Origin of the sequence: Pontimicrobium sp. IMCC45349 (genome assembly GCF_047219225.1) — a bacterium.
Lineage (GTDB): Bacteria > Bacteroidota > Bacteroidia > Flavobacteriales > Flavobacteriaceae > IMCC45349.
The window spans coordinates 130115-145773 of record NZ_CP178208.1 but is presented as its reverse complement, the minus strand read 5'-3'; the positions used below and the strand labels follow the sequence as shown (position 1 = coordinate 145773).

The 15659-nt window shown below is 31.0% G+C and carries 15 protein-coding genes and 1 tRNA gene; 6 read left to right on the top strand and 10 right to left on the bottom strand.

The annotated features are described in order from the left end of the window. Window positions 1-89: 89 nt before the first annotated feature. The 7 genes from ACLII3_RS00720 to ACLII3_RS00690 all read right to left on the bottom strand — a co-directional run bounded on the left by ACLII3_RS00720 (window position 90) and on the right by ACLII3_RS00690 (window position 6313). Complete coding sequence (locus ACLII3_RS00720) at window positions 90-2615, bottom strand: PIG-L family deacetylase (protein WP_412985676.1); 2526 nt, start codon at window positions 2613-2615, stop codon at window positions 90-92. A gap of 84 nt (window positions 2616-2699) precedes the next feature. Next, window positions 2700-3221, bottom strand: coding sequence for a mechanosensitive ion channel domain-containing protein (locus tag ACLII3_RS00715; protein ID WP_412985674.1), 522 nt, complete (start codon window positions 3219-3221; stop codon window positions 2700-2702). Then, window positions 3218-3805: a Maf-like protein gene (locus ACLII3_RS00710; protein WP_412985672.1), complete on the bottom strand. Its 588-nt coding sequence runs from the start codon at window positions 3803-3805 to the stop codon at window positions 3218-3220. Before ACLII3_RS00710 ends, ACLII3_RS00715 begins: the two co-directional genes overlap by 4 nt. After that, a complete protein-coding gene (locus ACLII3_RS00705) occupies window positions 3805-4719 on the bottom strand; it encodes a geranylgeranylglycerol-phosphate geranylgeranyltransferase (protein WP_412985670.1) in 915 nt (304 codons plus the stop codon). The genes ACLII3_RS00710 and ACLII3_RS00705 overlap by 1 nt, the downstream gene beginning before the upstream one ends. Continuing rightward, on the bottom strand, window positions 4720-5034 hold the full coding sequence (locus tag ACLII3_RS00700; RefSeq protein ID WP_412985668.1) for a hypothetical protein: 315 nt from the start codon (window positions 5032-5034) through the stop codon (window positions 4720-4722). Further along, window positions 5035-5565 carry a KdsC family phosphatase gene (locus ACLII3_RS00695; protein WP_412985667.1) on the bottom strand — a complete coding sequence of 177 codons (531 nt, stop codon included), beginning with the start codon at window positions 5563-5565 and terminating at the stop codon, window positions 5035-5037. It lies immediately after the preceding gene. Beyond that, window positions 5555-6313, bottom strand: a complete 759-nt coding sequence (locus ACLII3_RS00690; protein WP_412985665.1) for a Rossmann-like and DUF2520 domain-containing protein — start codon at window positions 6311-6313, stop codon at window positions 5555-5557. The genes ACLII3_RS00695 and ACLII3_RS00690 overlap by 11 nt, the downstream gene beginning before the upstream one ends. Before the next feature lie 60 nt (window positions 6314-6373). On the opposite strand from ACLII3_RS00690, the gene ACLII3_RS00685 reads away from it, so the two are divergent. Continuing rightward, on the top strand, window positions 6374-6769 hold the full coding sequence (locus ACLII3_RS00685) for a group III truncated hemoglobin (protein WP_412985664.1): 396 nt from the start codon (window positions 6374-6376) through the stop codon (window positions 6767-6769). Window positions 6770-6854: 85 nt separating this feature from the next. Next, complete coding sequence (gene ccsA / locus ACLII3_RS00680; protein ID WP_412985663.1) at window positions 6855-10046, top strand: cytochrome c biogenesis protein CcsA; 3192 nt, start codon at window positions 6855-6857, stop codon at window positions 10044-10046. Window positions 10047-10050: 4 nt separating this feature from the next. Here ccsA and ACLII3_RS00675 read toward each other — a convergent pair whose 3' ends face one another. Beyond that, complete coding sequence (locus tag ACLII3_RS00675; RefSeq protein WP_412985662.1) at window positions 10051-10707, bottom strand: HAD family hydrolase; 657 nt, start codon at window positions 10705-10707, stop codon at window positions 10051-10053. Window positions 10708-10804: 97 nt separating this feature from the next. Between ACLII3_RS00675 and ACLII3_RS00670 the strand changes: the two genes are divergently transcribed. Then, a complete protein-coding gene (locus ACLII3_RS00670) occupies window positions 10805-10954 on the top strand; it encodes a hypothetical protein (RefSeq protein WP_412985661.1) in 150 nt (49 codons plus the stop codon). A gap of 11 nt (window positions 10955-10965) precedes the next feature. Further along, window positions 10966-12120 (top strand): trans-sulfuration enzyme family protein, encoded by a 1155-nt coding sequence (locus tag ACLII3_RS00665; protein WP_412985660.1) that lies wholly within the window; start codon window positions 10966-10968, stop codon window positions 12118-12120. On the opposite strand, the gene ACLII3_RS00660 is transcribed toward ACLII3_RS00665, so the two are convergent. Together ACLII3_RS00660 and pckA are read right to left on the bottom strand one after the other, a co-directional pair. After that, complete coding sequence (locus tag ACLII3_RS00660; RefSeq protein ID WP_412985658.1) at window positions 12110-12793, bottom strand: DUF2490 domain-containing protein; 684 nt, start codon at window positions 12791-12793, stop codon at window positions 12110-12112. The genes ACLII3_RS00665 and ACLII3_RS00660 overlap by 11 nt on opposite strands. A 64-nt stretch (window positions 12794-12857) precedes the next feature. After that, entirely contained in the window at window positions 12858-14486 is a 1629-nt protein-coding gene (pckA, locus tag ACLII3_RS00655; RefSeq protein WP_412985657.1) for a phosphoenolpyruvate carboxykinase (ATP), read from the bottom strand. A 268-nt stretch (window positions 14487-14754) separates the two neighbouring features. Between pckA and bshB1 the strand changes: the two genes are divergently transcribed. Continuing rightward, window positions 14755-15477, top strand: coding sequence for a bacillithiol biosynthesis deacetylase BshB1 (gene bshB1, locus ACLII3_RS00650; protein WP_412985655.1), 723 nt, complete (start codon window positions 14755-14757; stop codon window positions 15475-15477). A gap of 72 nt (window positions 15478-15549) precedes the next feature. Further along, window positions 15550-15625, top strand: a tRNA-His gene (locus tag ACLII3_RS00645). Window positions 15626-15659: the final 34 nt, after the last annotated feature.

Here is a 15659-nt window from a genome sequence, read left to right as displayed (position 1 = left end):
AAAAAATGATGATATAAATGGCATTAGCAACTAAGACTAATGTGTACGAGTTTTTCCATTTTTCTTTTGGTGGTTGGTTATGTTCCATATTAGTCGTTTAGTTTTTTGTCTAAATTAATATTATCCTTTCCAATAGATAACATATTTGCAAATAGCCTATATGCGCCAGAAACTCCAGCTGGAAATTCTCTAAAGAAACTTAATCCTGTATATATGTAATGCCCTTTACCATGTTTAGCGACCAATAAGCTTCCTTCTTTAGCAGTTTCACCTTCATCGTTTAAAGAGAGTATTGGTGTAAACTCATTTCCCCATTGGTTTGGGAAATATAATCCACGTTCTTGTGTCCAACCTTCAAAGTCGGAAAGTGTAATTTTATTAGGATAATTTAGTACTTCATGGTTAGGGTTTAATAAGCGTACTTCGGCATTTTCATCGGTAACTCTATCTCTAGACAAGGTTAAATCAAAAGGTGCAAGTTTATCTACTTTTAAACGATGACGTGTGTTGTATTGCACAATCATATTACCACCTTGTTCAACAAAATTGAATAGAATATCTTGTTTAAATTTTAAGTCCTCAAGAATATTATAAGCTCTAATTCCTACTACAACAGCGTCAAATCTTGAAAGGTTTTCTGGGGTAATTTCATCAGTTTTAATTTTAACTACATTATAACCAATTTGTTGGAGGCTTTCTGGAACAACATCTCCAGCACCTTCAATATATGCTATGTTTTCTCCTTTTTTCTGAATGTCTAGCCTAACAATTTTACTTTCGCTTGGTAGTAAAACTGTTTGAAACGGAATGTGACTATAATCAATCTCAATTAATTCTTTTGTGTATTCTTTTCCGTTCACGTTTACCATTGGACTAATAAATCCTTCACTTTGATTTTTTGGAGGAATAACAGTAAATACAAAAGTTTGAGATTCACCTTTGTTGCTAATATTTACTTTTTGTTTTTCAGGATAAATGTTCCAATCATCTGGATGACATAGACTAACATAACCTTCGATGTTGTCTTTTCCTGCTTTTACTGTTATTTCAATATCTTTTTGTTGGTCATTTTCAAAAATGAATACTTTATCACTAATACTTGCAGTTACTTCTGGTACAATTTCAAAAGGTCTGTATAATTCACCTTTGTCTGGTTTAGAATATCTGTATACTGCACTTTTAGTAATAGTTACAGGTGTTTCGTCTATAATTAAATTAAAATCTACTTGAACTGGTCTAGGTGTTTCTGGTTTACCAATAAGATTTTTATTAGTTACTTTATACATACCTAATGATGCTTTTTCGGAAAGCCAATATGGTGTTGAGTAGTCATTAGTTTTTAAGTCAACTGTTTCAGTAAAAGTAACTTTTTGATTGTTTAACAAGTTAAGCTCTTTAGCATAAGTCATTTTATCCATATTGAAATGTACAGATGTTAATTCAATATTTATATTACTTCTATTTAATGCTTCAATATTAATTTGTGTCGAAGTGTTTGGAGTTGCTGTTGGACTGCTAGTAGAAGCTTCAAGATAAAGTCCAGCACAAGCTTCAATGATTTTGAGGATTTGTTTTTCTTTTATAGCTCTCCAATGCTCATCTTCTAAAAGCTGAATTTTTTTATAGGCATCTAATAAATCAATTATATGAGATGAAGGATTTTTAAAATTGAAATTCTCTTGAATATTGTATAAAATATTACCAATTTCTTGCCCTCCTTTTATACGATTCCATGATGTATCTATACCTTCAAATACATTGTTTTTGTCTTTAGGCATATCGCCTTTTAATAATTCAATGTATTCTTGTTGTGTGCCTCGTTGCGATAGTCTTCCAAATCCTTGACACAAATGTTGGCTACTAGCAATGGCGGCTACTTCATTATTTGAAAGCCCTTTGTTAGGATAATAAACACCTATGTCAAAGTTTAACATGTTTGATTTATCTACTTCTTCAAACTTTTCTCTACTACCATAACGCCACCAAGAAGTGTTATAAAATAAACGTTTTGGTTGCCATACACCAACTTTTTCTAATTGTTCTGGGTAAATGCTTTTATCACCAACTAAGTCAAAAGCTTCCATACTTAACATAGCTGATGTGGTATGATGCCCATGAGTTTGACCTGCTCGTCTATGGTCGAACCTATTAATAATTACATCTGGTTTAAATTTTCTAATAGCCCAAACGACATCGTTTAGTACTTTGTCTTTATCCCAAATTTCTAAAGTTTCGTTTGGATGCTTAGAGTAACCAAAATCGTTTGCTCTTGTAAACATTTGCTCGCCTCCATCAACGTTTCTAGCTGCTAGTAATTCTTGTGTACGCATTACGCCTAAAAGTTCTCTTATTTCAGGACCAATAAGGTTTTGACCTCCATCACCACGTGTTAAAGAAAGATAAGCTGTTCTTGCTTTAACATGATTTGACATGTATGAGATTAAGCGTGTATTTTCATCATCAGGATGTGCAGCAACATAAAGAACAGAGCCTAAAAAATTTAATTTTTCTACGGCTTCATATATTTGAGAGGCATTTAGTTTTTTAGGTTGTTGGGCTTGAGTTGATAAATAAAAGAATAACGAGAGTGTTAAAAAAAGTAAAGACTTTTTCATGGTTCAATTTTAGTTAGTATTTCCAAATATAAAAATAAAACCAGCGCTTAGGCTGGTTTTAATGTTTCTTTAACTAATAACAAACTATTTGTCGTAAGCATCTTTTTCAAGTAATGAAACTGCCTTTTGTAATAGTAAATTATTTGGGTAGGTAACTAAATCTCCATTGTTCTTTCTTAAGTGTATTTGAAACGAACGAATATCTTCTATAACAGCAATAATTTCGTAGTCTTTATCGTGTATATGAATCTTATCTCCAATTTTATAAGGAAAGGAAAAAAACATAACAATTCCTGAAGTTACATTACTTAATATAGACCAATTAGCAAAAAGTGTAATTCCTAGAACTGCAAATACAGAAGAAAAAAGAACGATGATATCATTTATTTCTATTCCTAAAACAAAAGCTTCTATTAAAAAAGCTAAAAGCAAAAATGTAACTGTAACATAACGACCAATAAGTTTAATTCGTCCTTTATTTTTATGTTTTGAGTTCCCTAAGCGACGTACAGATATTTTTGCAATAAGTTGAATGATAAAGAAGATTCCAAAAACAATGAATGTGTTTATTATCTCAGCTTGATATGTATTAATAAAATTTATCATGATACAAACTCTAATAATGTTTTATAGACTAAATGTGTTGGTAAACCCATAACATTAAAATAGGAGCCTTCAATTTTTGTAACACCTACTTGCCCAATCCAGTCCTGAATACCATAAGCTCCAGCTTTATCTAGTGGTTTAAAATTTTTGATATAATACCAAATTTCATCATCTGTGAATTCTTTAAAACTAACTTTAGTAACTGCATTTATAGTTTTTTGAGAATTGACTGTTTTAAAACAAACAGAAGTAATAACATCATGAGTTTGTCCACTCATAGATTTTATCATGTTAAATGCATCTTGCTCGTTTTTTGGCTTGCCTAAAGCGTTGTTGTTATGCCAAACTATGGTGTCACTGGTTATTAATATGTCTTTAGGTTTTAATTCGTTTTCAAAAGCTAAAGATTTTAACTGTGCTAAGTAATCACTGATTTCAAAATGCTTTAAACGATTAGGATATTCTTCTTTTACAGGTTTTAACTTTATTTCAAAATCTAAATCTAAGGTTTTAAAAAACGCTTGACGTCTAGGAGAACCAGAAGCAAGAATAATATTGTAATCTTTTAATTTGTCTTTAAGCATTACTTAAGTATAAATGGATAGAGTAGTAGTGATAATACTCCAAATAACATTACTAATTTAAGAATAAATGAAAGATGATGTAATTCTTTTTTTGTGTTAGCCGAAAATGTTTTAACAGTAAAGTATAGTAAAGGCGCTATAATAAAGATTAAAAAATATCCAACAGCTAATTGTTGTTTATATAAATAAGTAATTATATAATAAGTGATTACAAATAAAGGGATTAAGGATAAAGTAAAGATTACTTTTATAGCTCGTTCTCTTCCAATAACTATAGGTAGTGTTTTCATACCAGCGTTATGGTCGCCATCAATGTCTTCAACATCTTTTACAAGTTCTCTTAAAAAGTTAATCATAAAAGCAAAAACAGCGTAATCTCTTAAAATTTCAAAAAAGGTTAATTGGGTTTGTTTGTTTTCGGGAGTAATTACAGGAACCAAATCAAAAATTCCAATTATAAGAATGCTCATTGCAACTAAAAATGAAATAACAATATTACCTACTAATAGGGTTTGTTTTAAAGTAGAAGCATAAACATAGAGTAAAGCCGAAACTATAATAAAAACAGCTGAGAAACTACTTTTATCAATCATATTAGATAGAATAAACCCAACACCAACACCAACTATTGTTAGAATTATAAAGAGGTTAAAAGCTATTTGTTCTGAAATTGATTTACCAACAATTACTTTATTTGGTTTATTAATTGTGTCTGTTTCAATATCATAAATATCATTAATAATATTTCCTGCAGCTGCAATACATACTGTTGCAATTACTAATAATGCAAAACCAAAATCATCTAATCTTGTATCAACATTAAAAGCATCAAAAAGTGCATATTTAATTAATAGTTGCGTTAGAATTATTAGTAATAAATTTTTCCAACGAATAAGGTTTAAAAAATTAAGCATTTAGTTGTTCATTATGTTTTCAATAAGATTAGCAATACCAAAAGCTATAAATAACCCAATAATAACAGTTATGCTTAAAGTTTGGTAAAAACGCTTTCGTTCAGCTTTTCTTATCGTGTTTTTTATGTTTTCTTTTTCTGTTTTAGAAAGTTGCTTGTGTAAAAAATGTACTTTATGTTTTGAGTGTGCTTCACTATCTAAACGCTCTTTAATTTCAGTAAAAGCTTTTCTTGTACTTTGGTTAAAAACAGTACTTACATTGCCAAATCCAATATAACCAAATCCATTACTTATTCTTCTACTAGGTCTTTTCAACTAATCGTATTTAGCGTTAAAATTGTTATTCCAGTTGCCTTGAACTTTTAGTACTTGTTCAATAACATCTCTTACAGCACCTTTTCCACCATCTCTATGCGAAATATATTTAGATACATTTTTAATTTCTGGGACAGCATCTTGAGGACAACATGGTAAAGCAACTAGCTTCATTACAGGTAAATCTGGAATATCGTCGCCCATGTATAATGTTTGATCACTTTTTATGTTATGTGCTGTAAAATAATCGTTTAGTTGTTCAATTTTATTGTGAGCTCCTAAATAAATATCTTTAATTCCTAGTCCTTGTAAACGCAATCTAACTCCTTCATTACTTCCTCCAGAAATAATACAAACATTATAACCTTTATCAACAGCAGTTTTTAGCGCATAACCATCTTTTATATTCATGGTTCTAAGCATTTCTCCAGAAGTAGTAACAGTTACAGTTCCGTCAGTTAGTACACCATCAACATCAAAAATAAATGTTGTGATATCGTTAAGGTATTGCTTGTAGTTTTTATCTTCCATGTGTGTGTTTTATAGATTTTGTAAGTAATTCATAAATCTCTTTATGCTCTTTTTTTTCTAACAGTTTTAAATGTCTTCTTATTGTCTTTTTATCGTTTCTTTTGGCTGGTCCTGTTTGAGCTAAATAAGGAGACACTGTTTGAACTTTATTTGCCGTTTCTAAGATAAGTGGTTTTAAAATATCAAAATCAATACTCTTTATATCACTTATTTCATGACCAATTCTATAAAGTTGATTTACAAAATTGTTTACAAACACTGCTGTTAAGTGTAGTGTTTGCCTTTGTTCGGTGTTTATTTTATATCTAGGGCTTCCTAACGTATCTGCCAATTCTTTTAAAAAGGGCATATCTTTTTTGTTTAAAGCTTCCAGACATAATGGTACATTTTTAAAATCTAACTCTACATTTTTTGAAAATGTTTGTAGCGGATAAAATACACCTCGCCTGTTTTTTTTATCTAAGTCATGAACGTTAACACTTCCTGATGTATGAACAACCAACCTATCTGTAAAAGGTAGTTGAGTAGATACGTCTGCAACGGCATCGTCACTAACAGCTAGAATGTAAATGTCAGATTCAGTAAGTTTAGAGATGTCATCACAAATAGCTACCTCATTTTCATAAGAACTTATTTTTTCTAAATTTCTATTATACCATTGGTTAACAGAAACGTTTTGGCTTTTTACAAAAGCATTGTAAAAGTGAGTTGCTACATTTCCTGCGCCTAAAAGAGTTACTGTAATCATAATGCTAAAATAGGTAAGTCATAGCTCTTTTAAAAACCAATTGCACTATCTTTGTAAACAATGAAAAAAAACGATTTAAAAACAAGAGATGATGTCTTTAAATTAGTGTCATCTTTTTACGATAAAGTTAGAAAGGACGATACTTTAGGACCTTTTTTTGATAAGATAGATGATTGGGATGAACATTTAGATAGACTAACCACTTTTTGGGAATCTAGTTTGTTTTTAAAAACCAAATATTATGGCGACCCATTAAAAGCACATGTAAAGGCAGATGATGAGCATGAAAATGCAATTTCAGAGTTTCATTTTGGTATATGGTTAAATTTATGGCACCAAACCATTGATGAGCTTTTTGAAGGAGATTTTGCAGAAAATGCTAAACGCAGAGCAAGAAAAATGGGAACTTTTTTATATCTCAAAATTTTTGAAGCAAGACAAAATATAGCTAAATAAAGGAGTGTTAAATCATTAATTTATAAAAGCTGCTTAATACAAAATTAACTACCTTTGCACGAGTTTAAACACACGCTACTTTACTATGTTAAAAATACTATCTAATATTCTCTTCTCAACAAGATTAATGGCTGTTTTATTTATTGTTTTTGCCTTTGCTATGGGATGGGGAACTTTCATGGATGCAGGTCAAGATACATCGCCAACACCTTACTCAAGAACATTAATTTATAATGCTTGGTGGTTTGAAGCAATAATGGTGTTTTTCGTAATAAACTTTGCAGGAAATATATTTAGATATAGACTGCTAAGAAAAGAAAAATGGGCAACCTTAATTCTACACTTATCATTTATATTCATTCTTTTAGGTGCATTTGTAACAAGGTATATTAGTTACGAAGGTATGATGGCTATTAGAGAAGGTGCTACCGAAAATACATTCCTATCTCAAAAAACATATATCACTACATATATTGATGGTGATTATGAAGTTAATGGAGAAGTACAACGTCGTGTGTTAAATAGTGAAGTAGATTTTTCTCCGCGATTAGATAATGAATTAACAATTAATACCGATTATAATAAGCAACCAGTATCTATTGAATTGGTCGATTTTATTTCTGGAGCTGAAGAAGATATTGTGCCAGATGAAAATGGCGAACATTATTTAAAGATTGTTGAAGCAGGTGCTGGAGCTCCACATAATCATTTTCTTAAATCTGGTCAAGTAAGTAGCATTCATAATGTTTTATATGCATTAAATAAATACACTGAAGGCGCTGTAAATATTACACATACAGATAGTACACTAACTATCCAATCGCCATATCAAGGACAATATATGACTATGGCAACTGGAGCGCAAGGTGCTTTGGTTAAAGATAGTATTCAGCCTTTAATTTTAAGGTCTAGATATATTATTGGAAATCAAGCTTTGGTGTTTCCTAAACCAGTTATTAAAGGTAAGTTTGATATTGTTAAGAAATCAGATTTATTGAGAGGAGATGAAGATGGTATTGCATTAAAAGTAACTACAAATGGGGAAACTAAAACTGTAAGATTACTAGGAGGACAAGGGTCTAATAACGCTTTTAAACAAATTGAAGTAGGAGGCTTAGATTTCGCTTTTAGATATGGTTCTAAAGTTATTGAATTACCTTTTAGTATTAAGCTTAACGATTTTATTGCTGCTCGTTATCCAGGAACAGAAAATAGTTACTCTGCTTTTGAAAGTAAAGTAACTGTTTTAGATAAAGAAGAAGGCGATTTCGATTTTCATATTTATATGAATAACATATTAAATCATAGAGGTTATCGTTTCTTTCAATCGTCTTTTGATCCCGACGAGAAAGGAACAATACTATCTGTAAATCATGACTTTTGGGGAACCAATCTAACGTATTTAGGTTATTTCCTATTATACTTTGGTTTATTAGCAATCATTTTTGCAAAACATACTCGTTTTGATGATTTACGTAAACAGTTTAGAAAAATTAGGGATAAGAAAGCAAAGTTAGTCTCTATATTTCTTTTAGGATTTATGTTAACTACCAATGCGCAAGTAGGACATTCGGCTGATGATGGACATAACCACAGCGAAATTCCAACTAAAGAGCAAATGGATTCTGTAATTTTAGCTAATGTAGCTCCTAAAGCAGAAGCAGATAAATTAGGACGTTTAGTAATTCAGGATTTTGATGGACGTATGAAACCAGTAAATACTTATGCATCTGAGTTATTGCGTAAGTTGAGTAAAAGTGATACATACGAAGATTTGGACGCTAACCAAGCATTTTTATCAATGCAAGAGAGCCCTCAGTTATGGTATAACGTACCAATTATTTATTTAAAAACAAGAAAGGCAGATACCATTAGAAATTTAATTGGTGTAGATAAATCAAAGGAGTATGCTGCTTTAATTGATTTTTTTGACGACAGATTAAATTATAAGTTAGGGCCTTATCTTGAAGAAGCATATAAGGCACAAGTGCCAACAGCTATTCAAAAAGAATTTAAGGAAGCTGACCAACGTGTTAATTTATTGTACAATACATTAGAAGGACGCTCTTTAAAGTTATTCCCAGTACCAGAAGATGATAATAATACTTGGATTTCTCCAATGGAACTTAGAGAAGGTAATTATCAAATAAAGGATACTTTATATACTAACTTTATAAATACTGGATTTAGAGCCTATTTAGCAACTTTACAAAACGATAAAGCCACTTCAAATTTTGAAAGTAGTAGTAAGTTAATTGATGCCATTAAGAAAACTCAGCAAAAATATGGTGGAGATGTAATGCTTAGTGATGATAAGATTAATACAGAAATTCTATATAATAAATACGATATCTTTAAAAGCTTATTTAGTTGGTATATGTATGCTGGAACTTTAATGTTTGTATTGTTGATAATGCAAATTTTTAAGGATAGAAGCAAGGGCGTTAATAATGCTGTTAAAGTCTTTAAGTATATAGTAATATTTTTATTTGTTTTACACACAGCTGGTTTGATAGCAAGATGGTATATCTCTGGTCATGCACCTTGGAGTGATGCTTACGAATCTATGATATATGTAGCTTGGGCAACTATGTTATTTGGTATCATTTTTGGTAAGAAAAGTGACCTTACATTTGCTGCAACAGCTTTTGTAACTTCAATGATTTTAATGATTGCGCATTGGAACTGGATGGATCCTTCAATAGGTAACTTACAGCCTGTTTTAAATAGTTATTGGTTAATGATTCACGTAGCTATTATTGTTGGTAGTTATGGTCCTTTTGCTCTAGGTTTAGTGTTAGGAGTTGTTAGTTTATTATTAATGATTCTTACTAACGATAAGAACAAAAAGAAAATGGGACTTAACATCCAAGAGTTAACTGTTGTTAATGAAATGGCTTTAACTGTTGGACTAGCAATGTTAACAATAGGAAACTTTTTAGGAGGTATGTGGGCAAATGAAAGTTGGGGACGTTATTGGGGTTGGGACCCTAAAGAAACGTGGGCTTTAATTAGTATAATGATTTATGCCTTTGTAGTACACATGCGTTTAGTACCTGGATTAAGAGGACGATTTGGATTTAATTTAGCAGCTATTTTAGCTTTTGGAAGTATAGTGTTTACGTATTTTGGAGTAAACTTTTATTTAGCAGGATTACATTCTTACCAATCTGGACAACAAATTGACAGTGTTAAAATAATAGGTATAGTATTAGCAATAATAGCATTATTAGCTGTTTTTGCTTATAGAAATTATGCTAAGTATTATAGAAAGTAAAGCTTTAAACTAGTTGTTTAGCTTTCTCATAATTAATTTCACTAAAGCTTTTAATTACTATATCTGCAGTACTGTAGTCTTGATTTTTTGAGTGTGGACTTTTAAAGCCTACACAAAAAATATGAGCAGCATTGGCAGCTTTTATACCATTGGTAGAATCTTCAATAACGATACATTCATTTGGATTAAAACCAGACGCTTTTGCAGCATTAATAAATATTTCAGGATGCGGTTTAGAAGCAGCTAAATCTGCGCCACTTAATTTTGCTACAAAATATTGATTAAGATTAAAGCGTTCAAAAACATTATTTATGGTTAGCATTGATGCTGATGAGGCTAATACTAAAGTAATGCCATTATTATAATAGTCTTTTATTAAGTCTTCAACGCCATCAATCAGTTTTAAATCTGGATCGTTAAAAAATAACTTTTTAAAAATGCGTCGTTTTATTTTAATAAGCTCGGTTGGATGTTTTAATAATTTAAAATGACTGCATAAAGTTTCGCAAACTTCCAATGTTGTTTTTCCTGTAAAACTATTGTAAAGTGTATCAGAAACATCAATGTTTACTTCTTTAAACATTCCATGATAGGCCTTATGATGTAATGGCTCTGTATCAACAATTACACCATCCATATCAAATAAAACTGCTTTTAGCATCTTTAATTTTTTTGCGAATATATGGAAAGAATTTTGTGGTTGACATTTATAAAATAAAAAATTAGCGTTACTTTTAGTGAATAGATGAAAGTAAACAATGGCTAAGCAGGGAAGAGAAAAGAATACTAAAAATAAATCTAAGCACAATAAGCTTTTAGCTAGAAAGAAAAATAAGCTAAAAAAGGAGAAAGAATTAAGAAAAGAGCGCTTAAAAGCTATTGTTCAAAAAGCTAATGCTTCAAAATAAATATTCATACTATGGCTAATGATAAGTTAGGATTAAATACTATTTGTACACATGTTGGTGATATTGCTGATGAGCAGTTTAAAGGAGCTGTCTCACCAATTTATTTGTCTTCGTCTTATGAATTTATGGATGTTGATGTGAAACGCTATCCACGATACTTTAACACTCCAAATCAAGAACACTTGTCTAAAAAAGTAGCCGCATTAGAACATGCTGAAGCTGCTATGATTTTTGGTTCAGGAATGGCAGCTATTAGTTCTACACTATTGGCTTTTTTAAAGTCTGGAGACCATATAGTTGTGCAAAACGATATTTATGGAGGCACACGTAATTTTATAGTTTCTCATTTCAAAGATTATAATATTGAGTATACGTTTACTAAAGACTTATCAGCAACTTCATTTGAAAATGCTATTCAAGAAAATACGAAGCTTATTTATATAGAAACACCTTCTAATCCATTACTTAAACTAGTAAATATATTCGCCATTTCTAAGTTGGCTAAGGCTCATAATATTATTTCTGTTATAGATAATACATTTGCATCTCCTATAATACAAAACCCAATAGATTTGGGTATAGATATTGTTATTCATAGTGCAACAAAATATTTTAGTGGTCATAGTGATATTTGTGCAGGTGCTGTTGCATCTAGTCAAGAGCATATGGATACAATTTGGAATTTATCAAAAGATGTAGGTGGTAGTTTGAGTGATTTTACGGTTTGGATGCTGGAAAGGAGTATGAAAACTTTAGGTATAAGGTTTAAAGCACAACAAAAAAATGCAATGAAAATGGCTAAGTATTTGGATAAACATGACGTTGTGAAAAAAGTCTATTATCCAGGTTTAAAGTCGCATGAAAGTCACCAATTAGCAAAACAACAAATGCGTGGCTTTGGAGCTATGATGTCTTTTGAGCTTAAAAAAAGTGTAGATGTATCACAGTTTTTAAAATCGTTGAAGCTTATAAAACCATCTATGAGTTTAGCAGGAATAGAAAGTACAATGTTGTTACCTTCAGAAACTTCTCATGCTTTGCTTAGTGAAGATGATAGATTAGCTCAAGGAATTAGTAATAGCCTTATAAGATTTTCAGTTGGTATTGAATCTAAAAAAGATATTATAGCAGATATTGAACAGGCATTACAAAATGCTAAGGCGTAAGTTTTGGTTTTCTGAAGTCTAAGCTGATATTTAATTGAAATGCTAACCTGTGGAAACTTTTTGTTTTAAAAGAATGTCTTACATAACCAATATCAAAACTTAAGTTTTTATTCAGTTTAGTACCAATGCCTCCATAAATCCTATTCTGATTGAAATCGAATTCGTTTAAATTAAAATGAATTTCATCATAAATAGTAAAATAATTCACTTTACTAATAGGAACTTTTCCTTTAAAACGATACCTGATTCTGTGAACGAGTTTATCATCTGCATTCTTGTAATTGAAAAATCGATGTTCTAATCTAAATCTGTGATTCCATTTTACTTTGTTAGAACCATGACTAACACTTAATTGTTCAGCAATCCTATTTTCTGTAGTTATGTTATTTCCGCTTTCATAATTTGAATCTATACTAGCTCTACCAATTAATAATCCTACAGATGTGTTTTTATTCAACTTATAATACACACCAATAAGACCTAATGACAAATGCTGATTCTTTGTTAGTTCATAATTCCAACTAGTAAAAGAACCATTAACATTGATTTTATTTGTAATCTTATTTATAGAATTGATATCAACCCAAGAACCTAGACGTTTTTCTCCTGTGTCTTGAGCAATTGTGTAAAATGGAGTAGCTAATACAAAAAATAATAAAAAGAAATATTTCATGTAGTTGTTGTTAAATAAGAAAGGAGCTCATATTTGAGCTCCTTTTCAACTAATCAATTTAGGATTACATATGCTCCATTTGGTGGTGTTCATCAATTAATGGCCCACCATCCATTATCTCTTGAGATGCTTGACTAGCAAATTTCTCGAAGTTTAAGTGGAAAGAATGCGCAAGATTGATTGCTTTACTTATGTATCCACCTTTTTGTAACCAAGTATTCATTGGATCTAACATTTCTGTTGGAACGTTAGGACAATACTTAGGCATCCATAGTCCAAATATTGGATGTTGTTCGTAATCAACATCATTTAATTTATCTTCAAGGATTGCAGTAATCATAGCTCTAGTATATTTAAGCTTGATACGAGAACCAACTCCGTAAGGTCCACCAGACCAACCTGTATTTAATAACCATACATTAACGCCAGCTTCAGTCATTTTTTTACTTAACATTTCAGCATATTTTGTTGGATGTAAAGGCATAAATGGTGCACCAAAACATGCAGAGAATGATGGTACAGGTTCTGTAATTCCTGCTTCTGTTCCTGCTACTTTTGCTGTATAACCAGAAATAAAATGATACGCAGCTTGACCAGGAGTTAACTTAGAGACTGGAGGTAATACACCAAATGCATCACAGGTTAAAAAGAAAATATTTTTTGGATTAGATGCATAAGATGGTTGTTGAATATTATCAATATGATATATAGGGTAACTTACACGTGTATTTTGTGTAATAGTACTATCCATATAATCAACCTCACCATTGTCTTTAAAAATAACATTCTCTAAAATAGCTCCAGGCTTGATAGCTCTAAAAATGTCTGGTTCCTTCTCTTCAGTTAAGTCAATCACTTTTGCATAACAACCACCTTCAAAATTAAAAATAGTGTTTTCAGCAGTCCAACCATGTTCATCATCACCAATTAACTTACGTTTAGGGTCTGCAGATAAGGTTGTTTTTCCTGTTCCAGATAATCCAAAGAAAATAGCTGTATCGCCATCTTCACCAACATTTGCAGAACAGTGCATTGGTAATACATTCTTATCAGTTGGTAAAATCATGTTTAAAGCAGAGAAAATACCTTTTTTCATTTCTCCTGTGTAAGCAGAGCCTCCTACTAAAGCTACCTTTTTAGTAAAGTTTAGTATAGAGAAATTCCCTTGACGAATACCATAAGCCTCAGAATCTGGACATTCATATCCTGGTGCACATAATACTAACCATTCTTCTTCAAAATTTTCTAATTCTGAAGCATCAGGACGAAGAAACATATTGTAAATAAACATGTTAGACCAAGGATATTCAGTAATGGTTCTAACGTTCATTTTATATTTAGGATCGGCACATACATAACCGTCTCTAGCATACAATTCTTTTCCAGAAAGGTATTCTATTATATTGTTTTGTAATCTATCAAAATTCTCAGGTGAAATAGGTTTATTTACTTTTCCCCACCAAACTTTATCTGCTGTATAATCATCTTTAACTAAAAAACGGTCTTGAGGTGATCTACCAGTAAATTTACCAGTATTAATAGCTAAAGTACCATTGTTAGTTTCTTTACCCATTCCTTTTTCTACAGTATGTTTTTGTAGTTCTTCAGGTGATAAATTCCACAGTACCTTGGCATCTTTAATTCCGTACTTTTCTAAACTTGCATTTTGAGGTATCATTGTTAAACTTTCCATTTTTATTAGTTTTTAGATTTCTATTAAACTTTGTTAAGAAATTAAGGTGTATAATCCTTTTTTATTTCATAAATAAAGTTACGCATGAAGCTCTCAAATATTTATGACATAAGTCATATTTCCTTAAAACACAGTGCTTTTCAAGAGTTTTCAAAATTTTTGAGTTTTTATTAATGAATATTAAAACGAAAACGTATTCGTATTAAAAAGTTTAAAATGTATAGTTCTTTTTTTATACTTTTAAGCGTTATAAAAGCAAATCAAAAACATGAAATTAGACATTTTAGCAATAGGTGCACATCCAGACGACGTAGAGTTAGGTTGTGGTGCGACTATATATAAAGAAGTTACTAAAGGGAAAAAAGTTGGAATTATTGATTTAACTCGTGGTGAATTAGGAACTCGTGGTACTGCTGAAACAAGAGATAAAGAATCTGCAGATGCAGCAAACATATTAGGAGTAGCTGTAAGAGATAATATGGAATTTGCTGATGGATTTTTTACTAACGATAAAAATCATCAAATAGAGCTTATTAAAATGATTAGAAAGTATAAGCCAGAAATAGTTTTATGTAATGCTATTGATGATAGACATATAGATCATGGAAAAGGGAGTAAATTAGTAAGTGATGCTTGTTTTTTAAGCGGATTAATAAAAATAGATACAAAAATTGAGGATGAAGATGGTTGGCAGGAACCTTGGCGACCTAAATTTGTGTACCATTATATACAGTGGAAGCATATTGAACCAGACGTTGTGGTAGATGTTTCAGGTTATGTAGATAAGAAGATGGAGGCTGTAATGGCTTATAAAACACAGTTTTACGACCCAAAGAGTGATGCGCCTCAAACACCCATTTCTAGTAAAAACTTTACTGATAGTGTTGAATATAGAGCAAGAGACTTAGGAAGGTTAATAGGAGTAGAGCATGGAGAAGGGTTTACCGTAGAACGCTATCCTGCAGTAAATTCGCTATTTGATTTAAAATAAAAATAAAAAAGTCTTTGTAGTAAAAACGAAATATTTTACATTTGCACACGCATTACAGAAATGTATTTAAATGGTGGTTGTAGCTCAGTTGGTTAGAGCGCCTGATTGTGGTTCAGGAGGTCGTCGGTTCGAGACCGATCTTCCACCCAAAAAGACAAAGCTTCTCTTTTTAGAGAAGCTTT